The sequence below is a fragment of the Halobaculum marinum genome (genome assembly GCF_029338555.1).
Lineage (GTDB): Archaea > Halobacteriota > Halobacteria > Halobacteriales > Haloferacaceae > Halobaculum > Halobaculum marinum.
The window spans coordinates 219,351-235,585 of sequence record NZ_CP119990.1; the positions used below are offsets into that span (position 1 = coordinate 219,351).

Here is a 16,235-nt window from a genome sequence, read left to right on the forward strand (position 1 = left end):
CGGCGGCAGCCCTAACAGCAGAACATGAACGGGTACATGAGCGCGACGCGGTCGCCGTCGGACAGTTCCGTGTCGAAGCCGTCGAGTTGTTCGTTGAAGCGGCCGTTCACGCAGATCCGAGCGTACCGCCGGGTGCGCTCACCCTCGGGGTTCGCACGGAAGTCCGCCGGGAGTGTCTCTGGGGCGGGTGCCCACCCAGGGGCGACGGCGTCCTCGGGCGTCTCCGCGATGAGCAGGTCGGCCACGTCGTACTCGTCGAGGAACGCGTCGAGGAACTCCCGCAGCGTCGTCCCCTCGAAGGAGAACTCGAAGCGCGAGGTGGGTAACGCGTCGTACAGGCGGCCTGTGCCGCGGACCTCGACGGTCGTGACGGCGCGCTCGTCGGGCGATTCCGTAGGCTCCGGCGTCACAGAGCTCATACGTACTCGTACGGGCGGAGCCTCCGTGGCGTTGACCCCGAACACGTTCGTCAGCAGAGAGACGTGGCGGCGACCGACCCGAGTCGTCAGTCGGCCGACGACGGCGCTCCACCCGTGTCGGGGTCGACCGCGTCGACGCCGCGCTCCTCGGGCGTCAGGTAGCACTGGGGATCTGGCGCCTCAAACTCACCCTCGACCGTGAGCGCACGGAGCCGACTCGAGCCGTGACAGACGTCGCTGTACGCGCACTCCCGGCACTGCTCGCCGAGGCTGTCCGGTCGGTCCCGCAGGCGCCGGAGGAGCGGGTTCGACTCGTCGTCCCAGATGGCGCCGAACGAGCGGTCGCGGACGTTCCCCAGCGCGTACGACTGCCAGAACTGCGTGGCGTGGACGTTCCCCTGGTAGTCGATGTCGGCGATGCGCTCGCCGGCGGGGTCGCCGCCGTTGGTCGCGAGATAGCGGCGCACGTGCTCGGCCCGCTCGGGGCCGAACTCTCGGCGTGCGTACTCGACGAGGTAGGCGGAGTCGCAGTAGTTGCCCACGAGGAGCGTCTCGATCTCTTCACCCGCCTCGTGGTACTCGCGGGTGAGGTCGATCAAGCGCTCGACGGCGTCGCGGCGGCGCTCGGGCGACAGGTCCGCGTCCGGCACGCCCCGACCGCCGTACGCGAGGTGGTAGAAGCAGAAGCGGTCGACGCCGACGTCGGTGAGGAGGTCGACGACCGCCTCCATGTCGGGAACGGTGTCCTCGGTGACGGTGTAGCGGAGGCCGGTCTTCAGCCCCACGTCGAGACACGCCTCGATGCCGTCGACGGCGGCGTCGAACGCGCCCTCGCGACCGCGGAACGCGTCGTTCACCTCGCGGCGCCCGTCGACGGAGATGCCGGCGTACGCCAACCCCGCGTCGCGGAGGTCGCGGGCGCGCTCACGCGTGAGGAGTGTCCCGTTGGTCGACAGCACCGCCCGGAGGCCGGCGTCGGTCGCGTGGGCGACCAACTCCGTCAGGTCGTCGCGCACGAGCGGCTCTCCGCCCGAGAACAGGACGACCGGCACGCCGTAGTCGGCGAGTTCGTCGAGCATCGCCTTCGCCTCGGCGGTGGTGAACTCCCCGGGGCCGCACCCGTCTCCGCACCCGCGTAGCAGTGGGCACACGCGAGGTTGCACCGCTTCGTGCCGTTCCACACGACGACTGGGTGCCGCTGTTTGTGCTCGCGGATCTGCTCGGCCTCACTGTCGACGTCGCCGTAGCGGAGTCCGTCTCCCTCCGCGTCGAGGTCGTACAGCAGTTTGCTGAGTGAGATCACGCCTCCTCACCTCCCGCGGAGGCCGCCACGTCGTCGGTGCCGGTGTCGGCGTCTGTGTCGGCGTACGCGGCGCCCAGGTCGCGGTCGGCGAACCGCGCCACGTTGTCGCTGCGACACAGCCACAGCGTCCCGGCGTCGGGGAACAGTGTCGACGCCTGTTCGTGGCCCACCTCGACCGTCGGTGCGGTGACGCTGCCGGCGTGACGGAGCGGTTCACGGGGAGACTCGCGGAGGAACACCTCCCACTCGGGCGTGTCGTCGGCGCGGGCGTCGTCGACCCGCGTGCGCGCTGCGGTGTCGGACATGGGTTCGGATTCGACCCTCTTCCCCTACGTCGTTCACGGCGAGTCCCAGCGACTGGGAACCACGGTTGGCGGCTTGTCTCCCCCCGGTCTACGCCGAGGTGATGTCTGATCTCGAGCCGTCCCGGAGGGCAGTGCTTCGTGTGAGTGGACTGGCCGCGGTCGCCGGCGTCACCGGACTCGCCGGCTGTTCGTCCGGCTCAGACCAGTCGAGCGGCGGCGGCGACACCGCCACCGAGGAGCCGACGCCGACCGCTGCGGAGACCACCGCAAGCGGCGGCGGTTCCGACGGGGGGAGCGGGTCGGCGTCGTTCGACGGCTGGTTCGACAACGTCGACAACTACGACGGCGTCGTCGACGAGACCGGCAGTGGGTCGGTCACCGTCGAGGTCGGGACGGAGGCCAACGGCGGCAACTACGGCTTCGGCCCCGCCGCCGTACGGGTGTCGGCGGGGACGACCGTGACGTGGGAGTGGACCGGCGAAGGCGCCAGCCACAACGTCGTCGACGAGGGCGGTGCCTTCGAGTCCGAACTCGTCGGCGAAGGCGGCCACACCTTCGAACACACCTTCGAGGAGTCGGGGACGTACAGGTACGCCTGCACGCCGCACAAGGCGATGGGCATGAAGGGCGTCGTCGTGGTGGAGTGACCACTGTGGACACCGCACACACACCCACAGGCACACATCGACACCAAGGCCACTAGCCATGTTCGACACGAGCGAGCGACCCATCGTGCTCGTGTGGGAGGTGTCACGGGCGTGCGACCTCGCGTGTGACCACTGTCGCGCCGAGGCGACGCCCGACCGCCACCCCGACGAGTTGACGACCGCGGAGGGAAAGCGCCTGCTGGAGTCCGCCCGCGAGTTCGGCGAGGGGCAGGTGGTCGTGCTCTCGGGCGGCGACCCGCTGAAGCGCGACGACCTCGAGGAGTTGGTCGCCCACGGCGACGACCTCGGCCTGCGGATGGCACTGACGCCCAGCGGCACTGACTCGGTGACCCGCGACCGACTGCAACGACTGGCCGACGCCGGCCTGCGCCGCGTCGCATTGAGTATCGACGCCGCAGACCCCGCGGTCCACGACGGCTACCGCGGCGAGGAGGGCGTGCTGGAAGGGACGCTCCGGGCCGCTCGCGCGGTCGAGGACGCCGGCATCGGCCTCCAGGTCAACACCACGGTGTGTGAACGCACGGTCGACGAGTTGCCGGGCGTGCGCGACCTCGTCGCGGAGTTGGACGCGGTGCGCTGGAGCGTCTTCTTCCTCGTCCCCGTCGGTCGGGGGGCGGCGCTCGAGCCAGTGTCGCCGGCCCGCGCAGACGCCGTGATGGACTGGCTCCACCGCGTCGAAGAGGAGGCGCCGTTTGCGGTGAAGACGACGGAGGCACCCCAGTACCGCCGGGTGCAACTCGAATCCGGCGGTGTCGATCCCGGCGACGTCGACCCCGAGCGGGGGCCGCCAGCGACGAGACCGAGCGTCCGTGCGGGCGACGGGTTCGCGTTCGTGAGCCACGTCGGCGACGTGACCCCGTCGGGGTTCCTCCCGAGCCAGCGGGGAACGTCAGAGAAGACGACCTCGTCGACGTGTACCAGAACGCCGACCTGTTCGAACGACTCCGCGACCGCGCCGCGCTCGGCGGCAAGTGCGGCGAATGCGAGTTCCGCGGCGTCTGCGGCGGGTCGCGCTCCCGGGCCTACGCGGTCACGGGCGACCCGCTCGCGGCAGACCCGCTGTGCCCGTACGTCCCCGACGACTACGACGGGCCACTCCCGACGCGACTCGCCGACGACTCGGCCCCGCCCGCGGGCGACGACGTCGGTGCCGACTGAGCCCACTCACCGTCGGGACCCGTCGGCCCTTCACCGCGAGTGTGAGCCCTGGGTGCCGGCGGTGGTCCCGCCGTCGTGAGCGTCGGCACCGGAGGTGGCCCCGGAGGGCAGGTGCATCGTGATCTGGTTGCCTCCATCCACGGACTGTTCGATGGCGAGCGACCCGCCAGACAGTTCGACACACCAGTAGACCAGCCACAGTCCGAGACCGCCGTTGTGGTAGACAGGGTCGTGTGCGTGGGCTTGGCCGCGGAGCACGTCCGCCTCGGCCGACGGGAGCGGCGGCGCCTCGTCGCGAACCTCGATGCGAAGCTCGTCGCCGTAGCGCCGTACCCGCAGTTCTACCGTCGGGTCGTCGCCTTCGGCGTGGACGATGGCGTTTTCGAGGAGTTCTGAGACCGCCGTTCCGACCAGCGACGGGGCTGCCCCGAACCCACTCGGGAGGCGGACGTCGGTCTCGACGGTCGCCGCCGGGTGTGCGCCCTCAACGTCGTCGACCGCCCGCGACAGTTGCGTCCCGAGACGGACGGGGAGACACGCCCCCGGCGTGGTCAGGGTCTCGATGATGCGTCGCTCCTTCTCCGCGCTCTCCAAGAGGCCCTCCGCGGCCCTGCGGATGGTCTCGACCGCGTCTGCGGCCTCCGGCGCGATGGTCTCGATCCGTTCGGTCGCGCCGAGGACGACGTTCAGCGAGTTCCGCACGTTGTGGCGCAGCAGGTTGTCGACGACGATGAGGTGGTGCTCGCGTCGGTGGCGGTCGGTGACATCCCGGCTAAACCCGGCGATGCAAACCACCTCCCCGTCGTCGATCACCGGCGTCGCCTTCACCCACACCCACCGGTCGAACTCTTCGGTCGGGTTCACGCGGTACTCGATGTCGACCGGATCACCCGCCCACAGGCGATCCATCGCGGTCACCACTCGCTCGGTATCGTCCGGGTGGACCGCCTTGAGGAACGCGATGGGATCGTCGAACAGCGCATCGGGAGCGATGCCGTAGATGTCCTCGACGGCGTCGTTGACGTACAGCAGCGACGACCAGTCGGCGGTAAACAGCCACAGCGCGTCGTCGGAGACGGCGGCGATGGAGTCGAGTCGCGCCGCGCGGCGTTCGGCGGCCACCCGGTCGGACACGTTCCGGGAACTGACGACGAACCCGTCGAGTTCCTTGGCGCCGAGCGTGGATAACCGACTCTCGAACCACACCCATGAGCCGTCGGCCGTCCGGTGTCGGTACGTCTCGGTCGTCGCAACCGTGGTGTCAGACTGGACGGTCGCGAGGAACGACTCCTCGATGCGGTCGGCGTCGTCGGGGTGGATGTAGTCGAACACCGATTCGCCGACCAGGTCGTCGGGGTCGTACCCGAGGATCCGACGCGCTGCGGCGTTCACGTACTCGAACGTCCCGTCCGCGTCCACGACAGCGACCTTGTCACAGGTGTTGTCGAGGAGTAATTCGTGTGCGGACGGCTCTGCCATGTTGGACCGTCGCATAGTCGGGGTCAAAAGTCCGCCGACTCTGATCTCAATGTTGGTAACCGTGATCGCCCGACGGCGCGCAGTTATCTCAATGGAACAACATGAAAGAATCACCGGGAGGCAATGCGATCGGTGTCGTAGCAAGCGAACCGGTCTTCGAACTACCCATTCAGCCAGCTGTGCGCCTCTCCGTGGTCACGTCCGACTCGTCGCTGGACCACCGGAGACACCGAGAGCTACCTGAGGCCCCACGTGCACAATAGGTGAAGGAGTTACCTAAGGTGTATGCAGGTCGTCGTGCTCGTGCCGTGACGAACCGGGTCCTACCGGGACGTAACGGGCCGAGTAATGTGCTAATTGCTAACTCACCACAGTTCGTGCGTACACCTGCAGGACAGACACGCACTGCGGTCGGCGGTACAGCGGTCGAATCGGGACCGACGCCGAGGCGTGCCGTCCGAGCGGAGCATCACATGTCGTCAACAATGGCTACAGCGGAGGCAAAGCGGATCGCGCGTCGATACCCGGAGGAGGTCGCGACCGAGCGGAACCTCGACCTCATCGACGAACTACTCACCGAGGACTACGTCGAACACGGTCCGTTCGGCCGCGAGTCACACGGTCGAGCCGAAGACAGAGCGGGCATGGACGAGATCCTCACCGCGTTCCCCGACTTCGAGGCCACCGTCGAGGACGTGATCGCCGAGGGCGACATGGTCGCGATGCGCGTGACACTCAGAGGGACTCACGAGGGTGAGTTCATGGGGATCGAACCGACCGGCCGGTCGTTCGAAGTGCAGAATATGCTGTTCACCCGGATCGAAGACGGGAAGATCGCCGAGCGGTGGGTCCAACCCGACACGCTCGGGATGTTCCAACAACTGGGAGTCGTCGAGTCGCCCACCGCCTGAGGGTCGCGTTCGACGATGTGACACCAGCGGGCGGGCGCCGGTTCCCGACCGCTTATCGAGCGACCGTCACCCCTCGTAGCCAGCGTACTCCATGAGCGAGGCGAAGATGTCGGTGTCCATCGCCTCCTCGTACACGATGCCCGAGAGCATCCCACCCGGGTAGCTGGTACCGTTCATCACGTGGTTCACCTTGTGACAGTGCATCAGGTAGATGCCGGGATCGGCGTCCGCGGTGAACTCGATCGTGTGCCGCTCGGCGGGCGCGATATTCGTGACGTCCATCTCGTGGCGGGCGGCCTCCGGGATGGTTCCCCCGTCCTTCTCCACCAGTTGGAAGCGGTGGTTGTGGATGTGCATCGGGTGGCTCATGTAGCCGCCGTTGAGGTAGTGGACGCGCACGGTGTCGCCCTGCGAGACGATCATCGGCGACCCGTCCTCGGGGTGGAGCGTCCGCGGCGCCGACTTCCCGTTGACCGTGAACACGTCGGGGTTGCGCTGGCGTGGCGAGTAGGTGGCGTCTTCCCCGGCCATCATCCGGTTGAGGTCCGAGTCCCACTCCTTCACCGACATGAAGTACTCCTTGTCGGCCCGCTCGTACCCCTCCGGGTCGACGCGGAAGAAGCCGAACATCCCCATGTCGAGGTGGCGCGGCGTCTGGTAGTGGCAGTGGTACACGTGCGTCCCGGGCACGTTCGCCGGGATGTCGTACTCGTGTTTCTCGCCCGCGGGCACGGTGATCCCCGTGGTCGTTGGGACGCCGTCGTTCTCCCACGTCTTCTCGACGCCGTGGAAGTGGAGCGTGTGGGGCCGCTTGCCGTCGGTGTTGTCGAGGACGACGGTGATGTCGTTGCCCTCGGTCGTCCGGAGGATCGGTCCGGGGACCGACGGGTCGCGGTCGTCCGCCTGGAACGCCCACACGCGCGGGAGTTCGATCGGGCCACCCATCGTGTCGAGCGGATGGACGTCGTGGCGTGCCGGTTGGGTCTTCATCGTGACCGTCCCGCCCTGTTCGTCGACGTCCACGACCTCCGGCGGAGACGTCGTCGGCAGCGACTCCTGGCTCGCGGCGGTTGCCGTCCCACCACCGGTCGCTGGGGCCGTGTCCTCGGCGACGGGGGCCTGACAGCCCGCCATCGCCGCGGCACTCGTCGCACCAGTCGCAGCCAAGAACTCGCGCCGACTCATCCCGGAGCCGGGAGCACCCATCTCTGGCATACACCGTCCCGTACTGCTGGGGACGGATTAGGGGGTGAACCTGACTCCCAACCACTGGGACCCGGGGACGGAACCGCCGAAGCTAAGAGAGTCAGCCGATTAGCCGGGGGTATGGTTCGCGACTTCCGGCCGGGGAGTGACCCGGGGCCGCACCTCCAGCCGGTACTCGACGCCCTCGACGACGAGGACTGTCGAACGATCATCCGTCGACTCGACGAGCCGTTGACCGCCGGGGAGGTGTCCGAAGAGTGTGACATCCCCGCCTCGACGGCCTATCGGAAGCTCGATCTGCTCTCGGAAGCACAGTTGCTCGCGGAGGGTGTGGAGGTCCGACAGGACGGCCACCACGCGACCCGGTATCGGACCGACTTCGAGGAGGTCATCGTCTCGCTGGCCGAGGACCGCAACCTCGGTGTCTCGATCGAACGGCCAGCCGACGACGCCGCCGACCGACTCGCGAGTATGTGGAGCGAAGTTCGCAAGGGGGCCGACCAGTGAGCCACCTCACGGTCGCCATCGCCGCGACGAAGACCCTCACGTTCGTCTTCGGTGCGGTGATCACGTACCTCTCGTGGACCGCCTACCAGCGGACGAACGCCGCCGAACTCCGTGCGCTCGCGCTCGGCTTCGGCATCGTCACCGTCGGGTCGGTGCTCGGAGGTGGGATCGACCTCGTCGGCGACATCATCTCCGTGTTGGGCACACAGACGATCCTGTACGGCGTCCTCGCACAGAGCGTGCTCACGATGATCGGGTTCGGCGTCATCACCTACTCGCTGTACCGAGACTGAGCCCGCACCGGCCCCCCAGCGCGCACCGCTGGGACGCTACCTCACTGAACCGACCGCGCCGTGCTTCTGCTCGACGGTACCACCGCTCACTCGGCCGTCCGTCGCCCCGTCACCGCTTCGATCTGGAGTTCGTACGTCCGTAACGTCGTCTCCTCGGTCGCCTCGTCGAACACGCGCAGCGGCGCGTACCGCTCGTCGACCTCGGCGGCCGTCACGTCGGCCTCGTCTGGTGACAGCTCTCGGACCGACCCCGCGACGAGGACGCTCCACGAGTCGCGCGGCCCGTCGTAGCCGTACACGACGAACGACGCTTCGCCGGTGGTCTCGAGGAACGCGAGTTTGCGGCTGTGGCCGTCGTCCGAGAGCCGGAACCGGATCGCGTCGCCGTCGTAGTGGTACGCCAACGGGATCGCGTAGGCGTCGTCGTCACGTGCGAGGGCCAACACGCCCGTCTCGGACGTTCTCAGCCGCTCGTCGACCTCGTCGTCGGTCATCCCCGCCGTGTACACGCGGTCGGTCACGTCCATGTTCACTTGTCGGGTACGGGGTCGGCCGCCATCAAACGGTATGCTGCGTCCGGTTCACTCGGCCCCATCGGTGGTGACGACTCGCACCCTGACTGCCGAGTGCTTGTACTCGGGGATCTTAGCCACCGGGTCGAGCGTGTCGCCCGTGAGCGCATTCGCCAGCGGCGCCAGCGTGTGGAACGTCGCGAACACGGTGCCGGGGCGGACTGCCGGCGTCACCTCGGCGACGGCGGTCGTCCGCCCGCGGTCGTTCTCGATCCGGACCTGGTCTCCGTCGGCGACTCCCAGCACCTCGGCGTCGTCTGGATGGATCTGGAGCGTCTCGTCGCCGCGCATCCGAACGAGTCGGTCGGAGCGCCGGGTGAGCGCGCCGCTGTTGAAGTGCTCGATAACCCGGCCCGTGGTCAACACGAGGTCGTCGTCGCCGACGGCGTCAGCGGGATCGACGTGGTCGACGACCCGGAGGGGAGTGCGCCGGTTCCCGTTCGCGAACGTCGTTCGGTGGAGCACCGCCGTCCCCTCGTCGGCGCCCGCCGGGAACGGCCAGCGCTGGCTGCCGGTGTCGATCCCCGCGTAGCTCATGCCGGCGTACGGCGGCGTCGCGGCGGTCAGTTCCTCGAAGACGGCTTCGGGACCGTCGTAGTCGAACGCCTCGGGACGGCCCGTGAGGCGTGCGCCGAGGTCGCACAGCACGTCGAGGTCGCGGCGGGCGTCGGCGGGCGGGGCGGCGTTGGGGCGCATCCGGATCACCTGCCGGTCGGTGTTGGTGACGGTGCCGCCGCGTTCGGCCCACGCGCTCCCCGGGAGCACCACGTCGGCGTGGTCGGCAGTCTCCGTCCGGAACAGGTCCTGCACGACGAGACACTCCAGCGCGTCGAGCGCGTCGGCGACCCGGCCGGCGTTCGGCTCCGTCACCGCGGGGTTCTCCCCGAGGACGAACGCCGCACGCACGTCGTCACCGAACGCGTGCGTCGCCTCGACCTCGGTGAGGCCGGGGTCTGCGGGGAGGTCGTCGGGGGCGACACCCCACACGTCGGCGACGGCCGCGCGGGCGTCGGGGTCGGTGACGGGTCGGCCCCCGAAGCCGGTCCGGGAGCGCCCCCACGTCGCTGGCGCCCTGGACGTTGTTCTGGCCGCGGAGGGGGTTGACGCCGGTGCCGCGCCGCCCGACGTTGCCCGTCAACAGCGCGAGGTTGAGCAGCGCGTGGACGGTGGCGGTGCCGTAGTGGTGCTGGCTCACCCCCATGCCGGTGACGATGGCCGCCCGGTCTGCGGTGGCGTACGCGTGGGCGGCCGCCCGGATGTCTGCGGTGTCGACGCCCGCGCGGGCGGCCTCTTCGTCGACGTCGAGACCCGCCGCGAACCGTTCGAACGCAGCCAGCCCGTCGACCCGGTCGGCGCAGAACGCCTCGTCGACGAGACCGTCGCCGACGACGACCGCCGCCAGCGCGTTCAACAGCGAGATGTCGTATCCCGGGCGGACTTGGAGGTGCACGTCCGCCCCCGCGGTCGTCGCCGTCTCACGCGGGTCGACGTGGATCATCGTCGCGCCCGCGCGCAGCGCCGGGAGGATGTACGACCGGAAGATCACGGGGTGGTTCTCGGCGGGGTTCGCCCCCACGACGAGGAGCGCGTCGGCCTCGCGCAGGTCGTCCAGCGAGTTCGTCGCCGCGCCGGCGCCGAAGCGGTCGCGCATCGCCGCGACCGTCGAGGAGTGGCACAGTCGCGCGCAGTTGTCGACGTTGTTCGTCCCGAGCAGGCGGGCGCACTTCTGGAGGACGTAGTTTTCCTCGTTCGTGCAGTTCGAGGAGGCGAAGACGCTCACCGCGTCGGGCCCGTGCTCGGCGACGACGGACCCGAACGCCGACTCGACCCGGTCGAGTGCGTCGTCCCACGTCGTCTCGACGAGGTCGCCGTCCTCGCGGACGAGCGGCGCCGTCAGGCGGTCGGGGTGGTCGACGACGTCCCACGCGGCGACCCCCTTCGGGCACACCTCGCCCTTGGTGTTGACCGGACCGCGCCACCCGCGGGCGCCGCCGCTGTCCGGGTCGTACCGGATGCCGCAGCCGACGCCGCAGAACGGGCAGACACTCTCTGCAGGGGTGAACTCGCGGTCGTCGGAGTCGCTCATGGTCGGCGTTCGACGGCTGGGGTGCTATCTGTTTGGTCCCGTTCTACACCCGTGGGACGAACCGACCGACTCGCGACGGGACCGGCAGAGGTGTCCGCGTGCGGGCGGCGGTACGAATATCAACCGCCCGACGAAACGGACCCCATCGATGATCGAGCGACTCCTCGGCGACGAGCGGACGGACGCGGGGACGTACCTCGCAGAGTACATCTACGGCGCAAACGACGGCATCGTGACGACGTTCGCGGTCGTCGCCGGCGTCGCCGGGGCGGCGCTTGCGCCGTCGATCGTGTTGATCCTCGGGGTCGCGAACCTGCTCGCCGACGGGTTCTCGATGGGGATGAGCAACTACCTGAGCAGGCGCACCGAGATCGACTACCGCGAGGCCGACGGGCGCCCGGCCCACGACGACGGCAAGTCCCCGGCCAGGACCGCGCTGGCGACGTTCCTCGCGTTCGTGATAGCGGGGTGGATGCCGCTGCTCCCGTACGTGTTCGTCATCGAACCGCTGTTCGAGGCGGCGGTCGTCGTCACCGGCGTCGCGTTCTTCGCCGTCGGGGCGAGCAGGAGCCTCGTCACGAACCGCACGTGGTACCTCGCCGGCGGTGAGATGTTCGCCATCGGCATGACTGCCGCTGCCGTCGCCTACACGGTCGGCGTCCTCCTCGGTGGACTCGCGTGAGCGGCTACCGAGGAGAGACGCTGGCCGGTGGCTCAGGCGCTCTCGACGACCTCGACAACCTCGACGGCGTCGTCGTCCGAGCGCCGGAGCAGCCGCGACAGCGACCAGAGGACGATCACGATCCCTTCCAGGCGCGCGACGCTGTACACCCACGGGCGAAGCTCCACGTCCTGGTCGCCCTTCGCGGCGACCCGCATCCAGAAGTCGACCATCTCGCGGGGTTTGAGCGCCTCCCACAGACCAATTGCCAGCAGCAGCGTTTTGAACACCATGTCTCACTAGACGTGGTACCGAGACACAAGGATATCGGTCGCGCGCGTGACGCGACCGACCGCCGAGGGCGTGTATGAGTGAACTGCGGCGTGTGGGAACCGTGCTCGGCGCGTTGGCGCTGTCGGTCGCGGTCGCCGTCTCGACGCCGTTCGCAACGCTGTCGCCGACGGGGCACTACGCGGTCGCGACGGCGCTGTTCGCCGCCGTGTTGTGGGTGACGGAGGCGCTTCCGCTCCCGGTGACGGCGCTGTGCGTGCCCGTCCTCCTGACGGTGTTCGGGGTGTCGCCGACGCTGGGCGGAGCGCTCGCGCCGTTCGCCGACCCGGTCGTGTTCCTGTTGCTGGCGGGCTTCGTGCTCGCGGCTGCACTGTCGAATCACGGTATCGACCGACGGATCGCCTACCGTCTCGTCGCCCGGGTCGGCACCTCGCCGCGGCGGCTGGTGTTGGCACTGATGGTCGCGACCGCCGTCCTGTCGATGCTCATCTCCAACACCGCGACGACCGCGATGATGATCCCAGTCGCGCTCGGTGTTGCTCGAAGCGCGACCGGAGCGGCGCCCGCCGGGAGCGAGCCAGCGTCGGTCGCAACTGACGGCGCCGGGTCCGCGGTCGGCGTCGACACCGACCCAGACGGGCGGACCGACGAGCCGACGAACATGGAGACGGCGGCACTACTGGGCACCGCCTACGCCGCCAGCATCGGTGGCGTCGGCACCATCATCGGGACACCGCCCAACGCCATCGTCGTCTCCCAGTTGTCGGCGCGGCTGGGGTACGAGATCAGCTTCGCGGAGTGGCTCCTTATCGGCCTGCCGGTCGTCGCAGTGAGCCTCCCGGTCGCGTGGTACCTGCTCGCGGTTCGGCTGTACCCCCCGGAGGTCGCTGACGTGTCGAACGCCCGTGAACACGCCCGCACGGCGCTCCAGTCGTTGGGGCCGGTGACGCCCGTGGGGCGACGCGTCGTCGCGATCGTCGGGGCGACCGCTGGGCTGTGGCTCCTCGGTGGGTTCGACTTCCTGTTCGAGTCGCTGCTCGCGCCGACGGTGTACACGACGCTGTTCGGCGGCGAGGGACCGAGCGTCTTCGGCGTGGGCCACCAGGGGGTTCTCTACTTCGTCGTCGTCGGCCTGGCGGCGATCCCGGCGCTGTTCCTCGCGGGCGGCATCGACTGGGACGACGTGACCGGGATCGACTGGGGGACGCTCCTGCTGTTGGGCGGCGGCCTCTCGCTGGCGGACGCGCTCGCGACGACCGACGCCGTCGCGTGGCTGGCCGACACGGTGCTGGGGCCGCTCGTCGGGGTGCCGATCGTCGTCCTCGTGTTCGTCATCGTGGTGACGACGATTCTGGCCGGCGAACTCGCGTCAAACACCGCGATGGCGGCGGTGTTGGCGCCGCTGTTGATCGACGTCGGGCCGCGCTACGCCGACGCGCTGGGAACGACCGGCGACACCGCGGCGGTGCTGTTGGCGGTCACCGGCGCCGTCGCCGCCAGCTTCGGGTTCGCGCTTCCGGTCGCGACGCCGCCGAACGCCATCGCCTTCGGCACCGGCCACGTCGGTCGCGAACAGATGCTGCGGGCGGGGAGCGTGCTCGACGTGGCGCTGGCGGTCGTCGTCACCGCGGTGCTGCTCGGCCTGTTCGCGGTGGTGTGGCCGCTCGTTGCCTGACCGGCGCGTGGGAGGTCGGGACCACGTCGGCGTGCGCGAACGCCGACGCAGTCGTGTCGGCAGTCGTGTTTCCGTCGGCGAGCGCCGCCACCCACGGGACGACTACGTCGGCGAGGCGGTCGTGTGCGGTCGCGTAGTCGATGGAGGAGGGGGCGTCGCCCCGCTGGCCGGTGTACGCGCCGAACTGGGAGTGGTTCACGCCGTCGAGTTCGACGACCGTCGCGTCAGGCGGAAGGACCGCGAGCCGACTCCGATAGGTGTCGCGGTCGAGCACGATGTCGGCGCTCCCGGTGACGCTCAGCGTCGGGACGGTCGGCGAGCGGTCGGCTTCGCAGTAGGCGGCCAGCAGCACCAGGCCGTCGACGCGCTCCGGGTGGCCACTCGCGTACCGGCAGGCCATCGCTCCGCCGAGCGAGTGCCCGCCGACGAGCCACCGGTCGACGTCGGGGTGCGCGTCGATCACCTGGTCGGCGGCGGCGGGGTCGAGCACTGCGAACTGGAGCGGCATCTCGGGGACGTACACCGCGACGTTCGCTCGAGCGGCCAGCGGCGCCAGCGATTCGAGGTACGCGTCGGCGGTCACGTGGCCACCGGGGTAGAACACGAGCGCGGTCGTCGCCTCGCCGTCCGCGGGTTCCAGCGCGTACACGCCGTCGCGGTGGGTCACCTCGACGCGGTCGTCCGCGCGGACGGCGTCGACGGAGCCCTCGGTCGGCCCCAACGGCGTCGCAGGTAGTACCCGAGCGGCGCGGCGACGACGAGGAGCGCCACCAGCAGCCACAAGGCGACCCGTTCGGCGTTGCGGCGAAGCAGGTCTCCGAGACGAGCGCGCTCAGGCATCCACGCGGTCGGCGGGGTCGTCCCGGGCGTCGAGCGGTGTCAACTCCACTCGGTCGGCCTCCACGTCCTCGACGAACGCCCCGGGACCGCCGACGGTGACGCGGTCGTCGACGACGGCGAGCGTGAGCGAGTGCTGGACCGGGAACTCGTTGTTCGCGGGCGCGACGAGTCCCTGACTCACCTCGACCACCTCGCCGGTTATCTCGACCGCCTCTCCGGTGCCTGTCAGCCGACCGATGACACGCGCGCCGACGCCCTCGTTGGCGCGGCGGTGAAGTTCCGCCTGCATGACGGCCTGCCGGAAGTTCGTGTACCCGGCGGGGAGCGCGGCAGGGTCGGCGACGGCGGCCTCGACGGCCGCGGGCCAGTAGTTGCCGAGGAACGACCCGACGATGACGGGGCCGAGTTGCTGTTGGCTGAACACGATCGCCTGCTTCCCGCTGTTCGAGCGCGCGACCATCTCGGCGGGCGCGACGACCCCGGTTCGTCCGTCGACGGTGAGCATCGACGGCATCGGCTGGCCCCACACGCGCGCCGCCGTCGCGACACTCGACAGGTCGAGCGAGTCGTCGAGGTCGCCCTCGCGGACACCGGTGACGAGGAGCAAGACGAGGACGCCTCGGTCGACTGCCGCGCGCAGGTCGTCGGCGACCTCGTCGAGGCGGTCCAACGGGAACGACAGCGTCACCTCCTCGGTCGCCTCGGCGATCGCTCGGCGGATCCGCTTGACGACCGTCACGCGGGACTTGACGACCTCGAACGGCTCCTCCGTCGTCTCCGTCCGTGAGAAGCGCGCCTCCAGCGCCGGGCGCATCGACCGGGCGTCGCTAGCGAGTCGGTCGACGACCTCCTCGGGTGGGTTCGCCCGGATCGTCGTCGGCGTGACGTGGTCGTTGACGGTGACGAACCCCCGCGCCTCCAACTCCTCGCTGGCGCTGTACACGTACCGCTTCGAGACGCCCGCGGCCTCCGCGACGGTGCTGGCCTTCGCCTCGCCGTGTTCCAGGAGGGTGAGGTACGTGTCGACCTCCTTGTCCGACAGGCCGAACCGCTTCAACAGCCGATCGACGTCCACCTCGTCCACGTCGGCGCCGTCGGGGAGATCGGTGGGGTCCGTGGTCATGTCTCACACAGTCGCCCGTGGCACCGTATAGCTCCCGGTCGCGGGCGAACGGGTCGGTGTCCTACTCGTCGGTGGTCTCGTCTTCGTCCCCGTTCCCGGCGCCATCAGCATCTGCGTCGGTGTCGGTGTCGGTGTCGCCGTCAGTGTCGGCGTCCGCGTCGGCCGACCCACGTCGCGCCACCTCCACGAGCGTCTCTCGCTCCTCGAAGTACGCGGGGGCGTCGCGTTCGGCCTCGAAGGAGACGACCCGGCGGACGGCGTCGTCGGCGTCGAGGTCGCCGGCGTCGTGTTCGGCGAGGAGGTCGTCGGCCAAGTCGAGGTAGTCGCTCGCCAACTCTTGGAACAGTCGCATCCGCGTCTCGGTCGCCTCGACGGTCGCCTGCTTGCGCTGGAGGTCCGACTCGGCGGCCGCGAGGTCGCTCACGTCCTCGTCGGTGCTATCGTCGCCGTCCTGCGGGGTGTCGCCGTCGGGCGAGTCGGCGGCTTCGGTCGAACTGTCGGCGTCGAGTTCCGTCTCTCGTTCGGCCAGCGACGCCCGGAGGTCGGCGACGCCCTCGTCGATCTCTTCGATGAGCGTCTCCGCCTCGGCGGCCATCGTCTCCACGCGGCCCGCGAGCAGGCCCGCCTGCGTGCGGCAGTACTCGACGACCTCGCCGACGGCCCGTTCGTCGTCCGCGTCGTGCATGGGCGTCGCTTCCGGGCGGGGATGCAAAGCGGGTTCGGTCGACGGGCGGTACT

15 protein-coding genes and 3 pseudogenes are annotated in these 16,235 nt (G+C 69.7%); 7 read left to right on the forward strand and 11 right to left on the reverse strand.

Features of this window, described 5'->3' with window-relative positions:
- Window positions 1-11 precede the first annotated feature (11 nt).
- From P0R32_RS16375 to P0R32_RS16385, 3 genes and pseudogenes are all read right to left on the reverse strand, one after another.
- On the reverse strand, window positions 12-419 hold the full coding sequence (locus P0R32_RS16375; protein WP_276239525.1) for a ubiquitin family protein: 408 nt from the start codon (window positions 417-419) through the stop codon (window positions 12-14).
- Window positions 420-505: 86 nt separating this feature from the next.
- Window positions 506-1,722: pseudogene (locus P0R32_RS16380) on the reverse strand (TIGR04347 family pseudo-SAM/SPASM protein).
- Window positions 1,719-2,027: an Htur_1727 family rSAM-partnered candidate RiPP gene (locus P0R32_RS16385; protein ID WP_276239526.1), complete on the reverse strand. Its 309-nt coding sequence runs from the start codon at window positions 2,025-2,027 to the stop codon at window positions 1,719-1,721. The pseudogene P0R32_RS16380 and the gene P0R32_RS16385 overlap by 4 nt, the downstream one beginning before the upstream one ends.
- Window positions 2,028-2,125: 98 nt before the next feature.
- On the opposite strand from P0R32_RS16385, the gene P0R32_RS16390 reads away from it, so the two are divergent.
- Window positions 2,126-2,674 (forward strand): halocyanin domain-containing protein, encoded by a 549-nt coding sequence (locus P0R32_RS16390; RefSeq protein ID WP_390219563.1) that lies wholly within the window; start codon window positions 2,126-2,128, stop codon window positions 2,672-2,674.
- A gap of 58 nt (window positions 2,675-2,732) precedes the next feature.
- Window positions 2,733-3,853 (forward strand): annotated as a pseudogene (locus P0R32_RS16395) (TIGR04053 family radical SAM/SPASM domain-containing protein).
- Between the two features lie 30 nt (window positions 3,854-3,883).
- Here the strand turns inward: P0R32_RS16395 and P0R32_RS16400 are convergent.
- Window positions 3,884-5,332: a PAS domain-containing sensor histidine kinase gene (locus P0R32_RS16400; RefSeq protein WP_276239528.1), complete on the reverse strand. Its 1,449-nt coding sequence runs from the start codon at window positions 5,330-5,332 to the stop codon at window positions 3,884-3,886.
- Window positions 5,333-5,817: 485 nt separating this feature from the next.
- On the opposite strand from P0R32_RS16400, the gene P0R32_RS16405 reads away from it, so the two are divergent.
- Complete coding sequence (locus P0R32_RS16405) at window positions 5,818-6,243, forward strand: ester cyclase (protein WP_276239529.1); 426 nt, start codon at window positions 5,818-5,820, stop codon at window positions 6,241-6,243.
- Between the two features lie 66 nt (window positions 6,244-6,309).
- On the opposite strand, the gene P0R32_RS16410 is transcribed toward P0R32_RS16405, so the two are convergent.
- Complete coding sequence (locus tag P0R32_RS16410; protein ID WP_276239645.1) at window positions 6,310-7,449, reverse strand: multicopper oxidase domain-containing protein; 1,140 nt, start codon at window positions 7,447-7,449, stop codon at window positions 6,310-6,312.
- Window positions 7,450-7,569: 120 nt separating this feature from the next.
- On the opposite strand from P0R32_RS16410, the gene P0R32_RS16415 reads away from it, so the two are divergent.
- Both P0R32_RS16415 and P0R32_RS16420 read left to right on the forward strand, forming a co-directional pair.
- Window positions 7,570-7,956: a winged helix-turn-helix domain-containing protein gene (locus P0R32_RS16415; RefSeq protein WP_276239530.1), complete on the forward strand. Its 387-nt coding sequence runs from the start codon at window positions 7,570-7,572 to the stop codon at window positions 7,954-7,956.
- Complete coding sequence (locus tag P0R32_RS16420) at window positions 7,953-8,249, forward strand: DUF7521 family protein (protein WP_276239531.1); 297 nt, start codon at window positions 7,953-7,955, stop codon at window positions 8,247-8,249. Before P0R32_RS16415 ends, P0R32_RS16420 begins: the two co-directional genes overlap by 4 nt.
- An 86-nt stretch (window positions 8,250-8,335) precedes the next feature.
- On the opposite strand, the gene P0R32_RS16425 is transcribed toward P0R32_RS16420, so the two are convergent.
- Together P0R32_RS16425 and fdhF are read right to left on the reverse strand one after the other, a co-directional pair.
- Window positions 8,336-8,776, reverse strand: coding sequence for a pyridoxamine 5'-phosphate oxidase family protein (locus tag P0R32_RS16425; protein ID WP_276239532.1), 441 nt, complete (start codon window positions 8,774-8,776; stop codon window positions 8,336-8,338).
- Between the two features lie 54 nt (window positions 8,777-8,830).
- Window positions 8,831-10,907, reverse strand: a pseudogene (fdhF, locus tag P0R32_RS16430) (formate dehydrogenase subunit alpha).
- 148 nt (window positions 10,908-11,055) lie between these two features.
- Here fdhF and P0R32_RS16435 point away from each other — a divergent pair.
- Window positions 11,056-11,589: a VIT1/CCC1 transporter family protein gene (locus P0R32_RS16435; protein WP_276239533.1), complete on the forward strand. Its 534-nt coding sequence runs from the start codon at window positions 11,056-11,058 to the stop codon at window positions 11,587-11,589.
- Window positions 11,590-11,621: 32 nt separating this feature from the next.
- Here the strand turns inward: P0R32_RS16435 and P0R32_RS16440 are convergent, their stop codons facing one another.
- Window positions 11,622-11,861, reverse strand: coding sequence for a hypothetical protein (locus P0R32_RS16440; protein ID WP_276239534.1), 240 nt, complete (start codon window positions 11,859-11,861; stop codon window positions 11,622-11,624).
- A gap of 74 nt (window positions 11,862-11,935) precedes the next feature.
- Between P0R32_RS16440 and P0R32_RS16445 the strand changes: the two genes are divergently transcribed.
- Complete coding sequence (locus tag P0R32_RS16445) at window positions 11,936-13,534, forward strand: SLC13 family permease (RefSeq protein ID WP_276239535.1); 1,599 nt, start codon at window positions 11,936-11,938, stop codon at window positions 13,532-13,534.
- On the opposite strand, the gene P0R32_RS16450 is transcribed toward P0R32_RS16445, so the two are convergent.
- From P0R32_RS16450 to P0R32_RS16460, 3 genes are all read right to left on the reverse strand, one after another.
- The gene (locus P0R32_RS16450) at window positions 13,482-14,255 is read right to left on the reverse strand and encodes an alpha/beta fold hydrolase (protein ID WP_276239536.1); all 774 of its coding nucleotides are present in this window, start codon (window positions 14,253-14,255) and stop codon (window positions 13,482-13,484) included. The genes P0R32_RS16445 and P0R32_RS16450 overlap by 53 nt on opposite strands.
- 111 nt (window positions 14,256-14,366) lie before the next feature.
- The gene (locus P0R32_RS16455) at window positions 14,367-15,458 is read right to left on the reverse strand and encodes a TrmB family transcriptional regulator (protein ID WP_276239646.1); all 1,092 of its coding nucleotides are present in this window, start codon (window positions 15,456-15,458) and stop codon (window positions 14,367-14,369) included.
- A gap of 100 nt (window positions 15,459-15,558) precedes the next feature.
- Window positions 15,559-16,182 (reverse strand): hypothetical protein, encoded by a 624-nt coding sequence (locus tag P0R32_RS16460; protein ID WP_276239537.1) that lies wholly within the window; start codon window positions 16,180-16,182, stop codon window positions 15,559-15,561.
- Window positions 16,183-16,235: the final 53 nt, after the last annotated feature.

Excerpts from the sequence above, each read along its gene's own strand:
- P0R32_RS16445 (WP_276239535.1), top strand. The coding sequence starts at position 11,936 with ATGAGTGAACTGCGGCGTGTGGGAACCGTGCTCGGCGCGTTGGCGCTG.
- P0R32_RS16425 (WP_276239532.1), bottom strand. The coding sequence starts at position 8,776 with ATGGACGTGACCGACCGCGTGTACACGGCGGGGATGACCGACGACGAG.
- P0R32_RS16415 (WP_276239530.1), top strand. The coding sequence starts at position 7,570 with ATGGTTCGCGACTTCCGGCCGGGGAGTGACCCGGGGCCGCACCTCCAG.
- P0R32_RS16435 (WP_276239533.1), top strand. The coding sequence starts at position 11,056 with ATGATCGAGCGACTCCTCGGCGACGAGCGGACGGACGCGGGGACGTAC.
- P0R32_RS16385 (WP_276239526.1), bottom strand. The coding sequence starts at position 2,027 with ATGTCCGACACCGCAGCGCGCACGCGGGTCGACGACGCCCGCGCCGAC.
- P0R32_RS16405 (WP_276239529.1), top strand. The coding sequence starts at position 5,818 with ATGGCTACAGCGGAGGCAAAGCGGATCGCGCGTCGATACCCGGAGGAG.
- P0R32_RS16400 (WP_276239528.1), bottom strand. The coding sequence starts at position 5,332 with ATGGCAGAGCCGTCCGCACACGAATTACTCCTCGACAACACCTGTGAC.
- P0R32_RS16375 (WP_276239525.1), bottom strand. The coding sequence starts at position 419 with ATGAGCTCTGTGACGCCGGAGCCTACGGAATCGCCCGACGAGCGCGCC.
- P0R32_RS16440 (WP_276239534.1), bottom strand. The coding sequence starts at position 11,861 with ATGGTGTTCAAAACGCTGCTGCTGGCAATTGGTCTGTGGGAGGCGCTC.
- P0R32_RS16410 (WP_276239645.1), bottom strand. The coding sequence starts at position 7,449 with ATGGGTGCTCCCGGCTCCGGGATGAGTCGGCGCGAGTTCTTGGCTGCG.
- P0R32_RS16460 (WP_276239537.1), bottom strand. The coding sequence starts at position 16,182 with ATGCACGACGCGGACGACGAACGGGCCGTCGGCGAGGTCGTCGAGTAC.